Annotated in this window: 3 protein-coding genes; all 3 read right to left on the reverse strand. The window is 58.8% G+C overall.

Annotated features, from left to right (window positions below):
* Positions 1-3 precede the first annotated feature (3 nt).
* Positions 4-1788, reverse strand: a complete 1785-nt coding sequence (gene kaiC / locus RLO07_RS02280) for a circadian clock protein KaiC (protein WP_462290514.1) — start codon at positions 1786-1788, stop codon at positions 4-6.
* A gap of 47 nt (positions 1789-1835) precedes the next feature.
* On the reverse strand, positions 1836-6083 hold the full coding sequence (locus RLO07_RS02285) for a bifunctional diguanylate cyclase/phosphodiesterase (RefSeq protein WP_462290515.1): 4248 nt from the start codon (positions 6081-6083) through the stop codon (positions 1836-1838).
* A 172-nt stretch (positions 6084-6255) separates the two neighbouring features.
* On the reverse strand, positions 6256-7908 hold the full coding sequence (locus RLO07_RS02290; RefSeq protein ID WP_462290516.1) for a diguanylate cyclase: 1653 nt from the start codon (positions 7906-7908) through the stop codon (positions 6256-6258).
* Positions 7909-8121: the final 213 nt, after the last annotated feature.

Consider the following 8121-nt stretch of genomic DNA (forward strand, 5'->3'; position numbering starts at 1 on the left):
ACCTCACTTTCCTCCCTTTTTCGCTGCAGGCGCTTTCTTCCTGCTATTGGTCCTGGTTTTGGGCGAAGCGCTCTGCTTTGAGGATCGGGAGGTACGGATATGTGCCAGCGCCTGGCGACGGGACTTCTCTTCCTCACCGGTCAGTCCAACCTCCAGCTCGAAACTCTCCAGGTCATGGCGGCGCTTCTCGAGAGCGGTTTCCAGCTCGCGGATCTGGGACTGGATATCCGTCATCTCCCTGCTGGCGGACCGATAGCGTCTTTCACTTTCCAGGCGCTCGCGCCGCTCCTGCTGCCGGTCTTCCTCCTCCCGCTGCCAGCGCATCGCACCCATCAACACCTCACCTTTTTCGGTGTATACAGGCTTGAGCCAGATCCCATCGCTACTGAGGATCAGCTCCCGCACTTGATTCGAGTGGGCCGTGCCCCTGGACTTTACAATGGTGAGGGCGCGGTTGCGTTCGCCGGCATTGGCGACATAGGACAGGTGAATCCAGTTGTCAGCCAGTGTGGAGATATGCGCCTTGGACTTTTCCTTGTTCTGCTCGACATCATCGAGCAGGCTCGTCAGGATAACGGTGACGCCCCGTTGTTTGGCCTCGTGAGTAATAAGCCGTATCGCGCTGTAGCCGAGCTCTTCACTGCCAATCGCCGTGAAAGCGGAGACTGGATCCAAAATCAGGAACCGCGGCTGGAATTCTTTCAGCAATTGCCGCGTTCGGCCGGCCAGCAGGTCGGGGCCCGAGGAGCGCGCGACAAAACCCTCCATGTGCAGGGTGTGGTTCTTCACCGCATCTGCCAAATGAATGTTGACGGACTTCATGTTGCGCACAATCTCTTCGGGCGCCTCGTCAAAGCAGATATAAAGTACTTTTTCGCCGCGCTGGCTCGCACTGGCGGCCACCCCCGAGGCAAAAGTGGTCTTGGTGGTTCCCGGAGCGCCGGTCACCAGCGTTGTACTGCCGCGGAAAATGCCACCGCCAAGCATCTCGTCCAGATCCGCCATCCCCGTGGAGACGCGCTGGGTGTAGACCTTGAAGCCCCCGGCGCTGGCATCGGCCGGCACAATTTCTATCCCCTGGTCTCCAATGGTGTAGGGCACCTTGTTCTGGGTATGGCCGGAGCCGCGGTACTTCTGTATATACAGCGTCCGGTAGGCGATGCCGTGAAAACTGTCCCTGTCCAGCTCCAGCACACAGTCCGCCATATAGGTGGCGAGGTCCTCCAGGAAGCCCCTGCCGGACTGCCCCTCCAGCGGGGCATGACCTTTCATCGTGACCAGGGTGGTGAGAGCGAGCGCCTCCGTCCAGTGCTGCAGGCGCAGCAACTCCCGGCGGGCATCCAGCGGGTCGGGCATCATGTTGAGCAACACGTCGATACCGTCCAGCACCAGAAAGTTGGCCTGATTCTGCCCGATGACTCCCTCCACCGCGGCCAGCAGTCCGGAGAGATCAAAGCTGCCGCTCTGGATTACATCGGTCCGCCAGCGGGCGTCGACCAGCAGCAGGCGGTCCTTGGAGAAGGGTGCCTGCCACCAGTCAAAGACGGCAAAATTGGACTCGATATTGTTGCGGCCCTCCTCAAATGAAACAAATATGCCGACCCGGCTAGTGTCGCTCAGCCAGTGACAGAGGGTCTGCATCGCAAACAGTGTTTTGCCGGTGCCCGCACCGCCTCTGATCACCGACACTCGGCCCCTCGGCAGGCCGCCGAGAGTCATCGCGTCAAAGCCGCGGAACCCGGTCTCGATTTTCTGCACGCCTTTCCTATTCGCCTTGGATTTTGCCACCGTCAATCACCTCTTGAACGCACGATTTTGTGCCCGGCCGCTTACCGCTAGTGCCGAGACTGCCAACTGACCAGCCAGGATTCAAACTCGCTGGCGGGGACAGGCTTGCTGTAAAGATATCCTTGTCCCTGCGCGCACCAGAGACTCTGCAGGAAGTCCGCCTGCTCCTCGGTTTCCACGCCCTCGGCGATGGTCTCAATGCCTACTGCCGCGGCCAGACTGACAATGGCACGCACGATGGCAACAGCATCGGATTGATGCGGCACGTCGTCGACAAAGGACTTGTCAATCTTGAGTCGATTTGGCGAGAGCTGGCGGAGATAGGCCATGCTCGAATAGCCGGTGCCAAAATCATCGATAGCCACCTTGAGGCCAATTTTCTGCAGCTCGGCGACCTTCTTCAGCGATTGCTCAGTGCTGACGATGAGCAAGCTTTCCGTGACTTCCAGCTCCAGCCGGTCCGGCGGCAGGCCTGTTTCTGCGAGCACCGCCTGCACACGCTGGACAAAGTTATCCTGCCGGAACTGCAGGACGGAAACATTGACCGACACCGGCACATCGGCAAGGCCTCGCTCCCGCCACTGCTGGTTCTGGCGGCAGGCCTCTTTCATGATCCAGTCACCCAGAGGAATGATGAGCCCGCTGTCTTCGGCAATGGGAATGAAACGCACGGGAGGAACAAGGCCGTACTCCGGATGCTCCCAGCGGGCCAGGGCCTCATGACCGACCAGTCGCCCGCTTTGAAGATCAATTTGCGGCTGGTATGCGAGGAACAGCTCCTCGTTCTGAACGGCCGCGCGCAGCGCGTTCAGCATGGCGAGGTGCTCACCGGCATCCTCTCCCAACTCACCGGAATAGAAATGGTAGCGGTCCTGACCGCTCCGCTTGGCCGCCAACATCGCTACATCGGCTATGTGCATGAGCCCCGTCACAGTGTTTCCGTGTTGCGGATAGATGGCGATGCCGATGCTGGCCGTGACAACAAGGCTATGCTCATCAACGAGGCAGGGCTGCGAAATCTCATGCAAGATCTTTTCCGCAACAACGCCCACGTTTTCCCTGGACTGGATGTCGCTCAGCAGCACGACAAATTCATCTCCACCGATCCGGCACACGGAGTCGGACTCTCGCAGCCGCTTCGAGATTCGCGCGCCGATCATTTTCAGCAACTGATCACCGATCCCATGGCCAAGGGTGTCGTTGATCAATTTGAAGTGATCGAGGTCAACAAACAGCAGCGCCAGCTGATTTCCCGCCCTTGCCGCCTGGGCAAGCATCAGCTCGAGTCGCTCCTGCAGAACCGCGCGATTGGGCAAATCAGTGAGAATATCGTGGGTTGCTATGTGCTCGACGTAGTTTTCATGTTGCTTGCGCTCGGTAATGTCCCTATAGATCGCGATATGATGGTACGCGCCGGTGGCGCTCTCTTGTGCTCGCGTTATGGAAAGCCAAACCGGAAACACCTCGCCGTCCTTGCGCCGATCCCAGACCTCGCCTTCCCAGCGATCCGTGCGGAGCAATGTGCCCCACAATTCCTGGTAGAAATCGCGGTCGTGATGACCAGAACTCAGGATCCGTGGCGTTTTACCCAGCAATTCGGATCTTTCATATCCGGTGATGGCGCACAGCGACGGGTTGACCATGGTAAAGCGATTATCCTGGTCTGTGATAAACATGCCTTCATGACTCGAGGCGATAATCTCTGCATTCAGCAGCAGCTCGGCCTCCATGTCGCGCCGACGCTCTTCTACCTCGATCATGTCCAGGCCGTAGGCGAGGTCGGCGGTAATTTCCTGAATCAGACGCACCAGCTCTGCCTTGAAAAAACCGCTCTGCCCAGCGTAGAACTCGAGTATGCCCCAGGCACCATCCCGCCTGATGACCGGGCAGATAAGAGCGGCTTTTATGCCATGTCTTTCGTCCGCAGACTCCCACAGGGTCGCGAGTTCATGATCAGTGAAATCGTTGATGACAATCGCGCGCTGCTCCCTGATCGCCTGCGCGCAGGGTAGCAGGCTGTGCTCAACATCCACTTCTCCATATTCATTCACCGGTTCGTCAACAAACTCGGCCCCGCGACCGTAAACAGCGCCTGTGCCTTTCAGCATCCTCCCCTCAAGCCTCCTGGCTGTCACCAGCATCAGCTCGGTATGCGTGCAGACTGTGTTGCAGACCTCATCAATCATCACCTCGGGGTCGCGAATGCGGATGATCGCGCTGTTGATGGCGCTGAGCGCGGAATAGTAGTGGTTGAGTTCGCGAAGGTCGTCCTCGGCCAGGCGGCGGGCGGTAATATCCTCGTGAAATGCGACCACCCGGACCTCGCCATCGTCGGGGAAACGCGTAAAGTGCACTGCGAACCAAAGATTTTCCGAGGGCGTAAAACAGGGGTATTCATGGCGGAAATGCTGCTTCTCGCCGGTGATCACCGCCATCAAGCCCGCCAGCACCGCCTTGGCGTCACTGTCGTCCTCCCCCCCCGCCGCGTGCCGGCAGACCTCGAGATAATTTGCGCCCCGGTCGACATCGCGCAGCCGGGCGCCCTGTTCGAGGCCGAAATCCCGCCACCGGGAATTGGTGGCAATTATGGTTCCCGTTTCATCCAGTACCGAGATATGCCCCGGCATTGAATCGATGGTGGCAAAGGCGAAGCGCTCGGATTCCTGTATTCTCGCCCGGGAGCGCTCCCGTTCCGTCACGTCATAGGCAAGAACCAGGTTGGCGTCTCTTCCCTCAAACTGCAGGGGGTTTGACGAAACCTCTACCATAATCTCGGTGCCGTCTTTCTTGCGGTGTCGCCATAACGCATTGTGCCGCAATAAAGCCTCCAAAGCCGGATCGTCGTCGGCCTTAGGCATGAGATCTTCCAGACGGGCAATTTCCTCCGGCGGAAGAATATCCCTGGCGGTCATCGACAGAAATTCATCGCGGGAATAGCCATATTTCGCTATCGCGGCTTCATTGAAGGCGAGAAACGCCAGGGAGGAACGGTCATCTATCCACATGGGATGGGGATTGCTATCGAACATCTGCCGATAGGAGACTTCCTGCTCGCGCAGTTGTCTCAGGGCCTCGGTTTCTTTGGCAACCACAGCCAACTGGTAGATACGTCGCTGCTGTAGCCACAGCAAGACCAGCATGGCAATGACGGCCAGCAGCGCGATCAAGAGCACGGCGGTGATACTTTTCGCCAGCTGCCTGGCCGGAGCCAGCGCTTCCTTCCGATCCAGTTTTGCGACCAGCTGCCAGCCGGAATCGCCGAAGGGCTGGTAGACTGCCAGGACTTCGTTGCCGTGATGATCTCTTGCGGTGAGCGACCCTTCAGGAGAGGCTGCATGGACAACGGATCGTGCCAGGTCATCCCCGGATACCGCTTCTACCTGCTCCGGCTCTCCGCCTGAGCCTTTCTGGGTGATATGACCCGTAAGGACCGTGCCATTCTGCAGTCGAACAAGCAGGATTTCCGCGGTTTCGTGAGGACCCCGCAAATTACCAAGCGTGCCGAATACAGAATTCTGGGGCGAGGCGCTGGCAATCAGGAAACCCAGCAGTTCGCCTCCCTCGGCCAGGAGTGGATGGGTAAAAACCTGGCGTAGTTGGCCACTGGCCTCCTCAAGGTACAGCACTTGTCTGGTTGATGCTCCCAGCTTCTGTCCGTTGAGGGACAATGCCTGCAGGTCACCGGCCGTGACGGCGGTGGGGCCCGGACTGGTTATTGGCTTGAGTCCTCGGCCCACAAGGGTGATGCCGCGGTAGCCGTAATTGGTGACCACATTTTCAATACGACGTTGGACTCTTGAGCCGGCCTCCGGAGCCTTACCTGCCAGCAAGGCGGCGGCGTCGGCGATAAATCCCGGGTCGGTCGCCAGCACGGCCAGATCACGTTCGCGCTCAGCCTTCCACAAGTTGATGCCACCACGTTGCAACTCGGAAATAGCCCGCAGGTCGGCATAGACATCTCGCTCTAGAGACGCCGAGGCAAGGCGGAGAATGCCATAGCCGACCAGGGGCACAAGGAGAATCAACGCAGCGATGACTGCCAGTATTCCCCGGCCGCCGGTTGGAGCATCGGTGAGGCCGGCCTCGAAGCTCCTCAGGATGGTATAGAGAAGAAAGCTGGTAACAGCCACAAACCCCAGGCCTTTCGCCATTTCAAGCCGGTTCAGGATCGCGGCATCCGCAGTAAACTCGGCGAGGACATAGCTGGACAACAGAATCCAGGCTGTCGCGCCAATGCCGTAGATCAGGCAGGCATAGCCAGCGGTCAGTCGCTTGGAGGTTGCACTCCCCGACATATTCATACCTTATCTGGCCTGACCGGACCGGCTTGTTGCTCGTTATCCGGGCCCAGCCGACACCTCAATTGAGCATTACCTGGTCGATCATCGTTTTTCTGCCGCCTGCTTTCAATGTGCGCGTCCGCATATGGTACATGACACGGCTGCAAAAAAGATGCCGCTCGTAACTTCACTGGTTTACGACCCGGCTGTCTTGCTCGATGGTGTCTGTGGCGGTCGCCACCTGATCCCGACCGTTTGCCTTGGCGTAGTAAAGCGCCCTGTCGGCCAGGCGCTGCAGCGACTCCCAGTCGTCTCCGTCGACAGGATAGGCCGCAACCCCGAAGGATGCGGTGATAGCAGGCAATCGCACACCCTGGTAATCGACCGTCAGCGATACCAGGCTCTGGCGTATGGTTTCCGCGCGCTCATGCGCCTGTGCGGCGGTCGCGTCCGGCAGTACCAGAATGAACTCCTCGCCGCCATAGCGACAGGCGATATCCTGGCCGCGAACGTGGGCTCTGAGATTGTTGCCGAATTCCTTCAGGAGCAGGTCGCCCGCGGGGTGGCCGTAACGATCGTTGAACTGCTTGAAATGATCGATGTCCAGCATCACCAGGCTTAGCGGACTGTTGTTGCGCTTGGCCCGGTGCATTTCCCGCTCCAGGGTCTCTTCCAGGTAGCGTCGGTTAAATAGTCCGGTCAGCGGGTCCTTGATACTCTGCTGTCGCAGGGTCTCTCGCAACGAGATGCCGGCAAGCGCGGCGCCAATGTGCGTTGCCGTGAACTGGGCCAGGGGTTTGATATCCTCCATCGAGTGATCCCTGAAATGTATCATGCCGATAATATCGCCCTGTGCCATCAAGGGAACGCAAAGGTAGGCGGTGCTGGAGTCTGTGTTGTGATGGCAGCGCAGGTCATTGGGGCTGGCGGCTTCGTAGGTTCTCCCCAGCCTCAGGGCCCAGCAGTCTGCCGGAGCAATCGCGAGCGGCATCGCGACATCACTTGCGTTCCAGGCGGTGGTGAGTTCCAGCATGTTGCGGGAGGCACGCATGAGGTAGAGAGCGCCGGCCTTGTCGGGAAAAAGTTCAACCATGTAGTGATTGAGGATTTGCGCGGCGTCTTCGCGGCTATCCGAGGATTGCAGACTGCTGCTGAGTTGGTTGATCAACCGGATATCACTGCCAGTCTCCGTGAGCTCATCCACCAGTTCTTTATTGCGGCGCAGCGCCGCCAGGGTGAATGCAATAGCGATAATAAACAGCAGGAGGCTCACCGCCGATGCCATCGGCACCATGGTCAACAGCTGTATAAGGTGCCGATTGGCGGTGGCGCTTCGACCGCTCATCCGCCGGCGCTCAGCATCAGTCAGCCGGGCAGAGGCTGCGCGGATGGCGTCCATCGATCGCTTCCCCTCGCCGCCAGCGATTTCTGCAATTACCGCTTCCTGCCCCTGCGTGTTCGCGGTCTCGATAAGCCTGTCCATGATAGCCGTGCGCTGGCGTACGAGGTCTGCCAGATGCTCAACATCGCGACGCTGCCCAGCGGGCATTTCGGCTTCCAGCAGCTGGGTCAGGTACTGTTCTAGCTGGCGCCTTTGCAGCCAGTGCTCGTCTAGAAAAAACGGCTGACCGGTGACAGTATAGGCTCGTTGACTGGATTCCGACTCGAACAGCGTCGTTACCAGGTTTTCCATCACCAGAAGACGCGCGGTGCTCTGCATGGACAGCTGGTTGTTGTCGAGCTCCTGCCTGGCTATCACCAGGGTTACCATTGTCAGGGAACCCAAAATCGCCACGGCCAGGATAAAAAAGATCGCAAGATTTCGCTTTAATCTGCTCATAGCCGTCTGCTTATAGCTCTGGATCACGCACGACACGAACCATCCGGTTCTGAAGCATATTCGAGCTCACAAAAAAACCCCGAGGCACAGAGCACCTCGGGGTTGGGGATTAAAGCCTGGCGAGGGCCCGCCCCGCTTTACCGGGTGTGACCGCAAAGGTCATCGCCTGTGTAACGGCACTGCCGTAGACATAGAAAACCCCGAGGCACAGAG

It is taken from the genome of Haliea sp., from assembly GCF_040221975.1.
Taxonomy (GTDB): Bacteria; Pseudomonadota; Gammaproteobacteria; order Pseudomonadales; family Halieaceae; genus Haliea.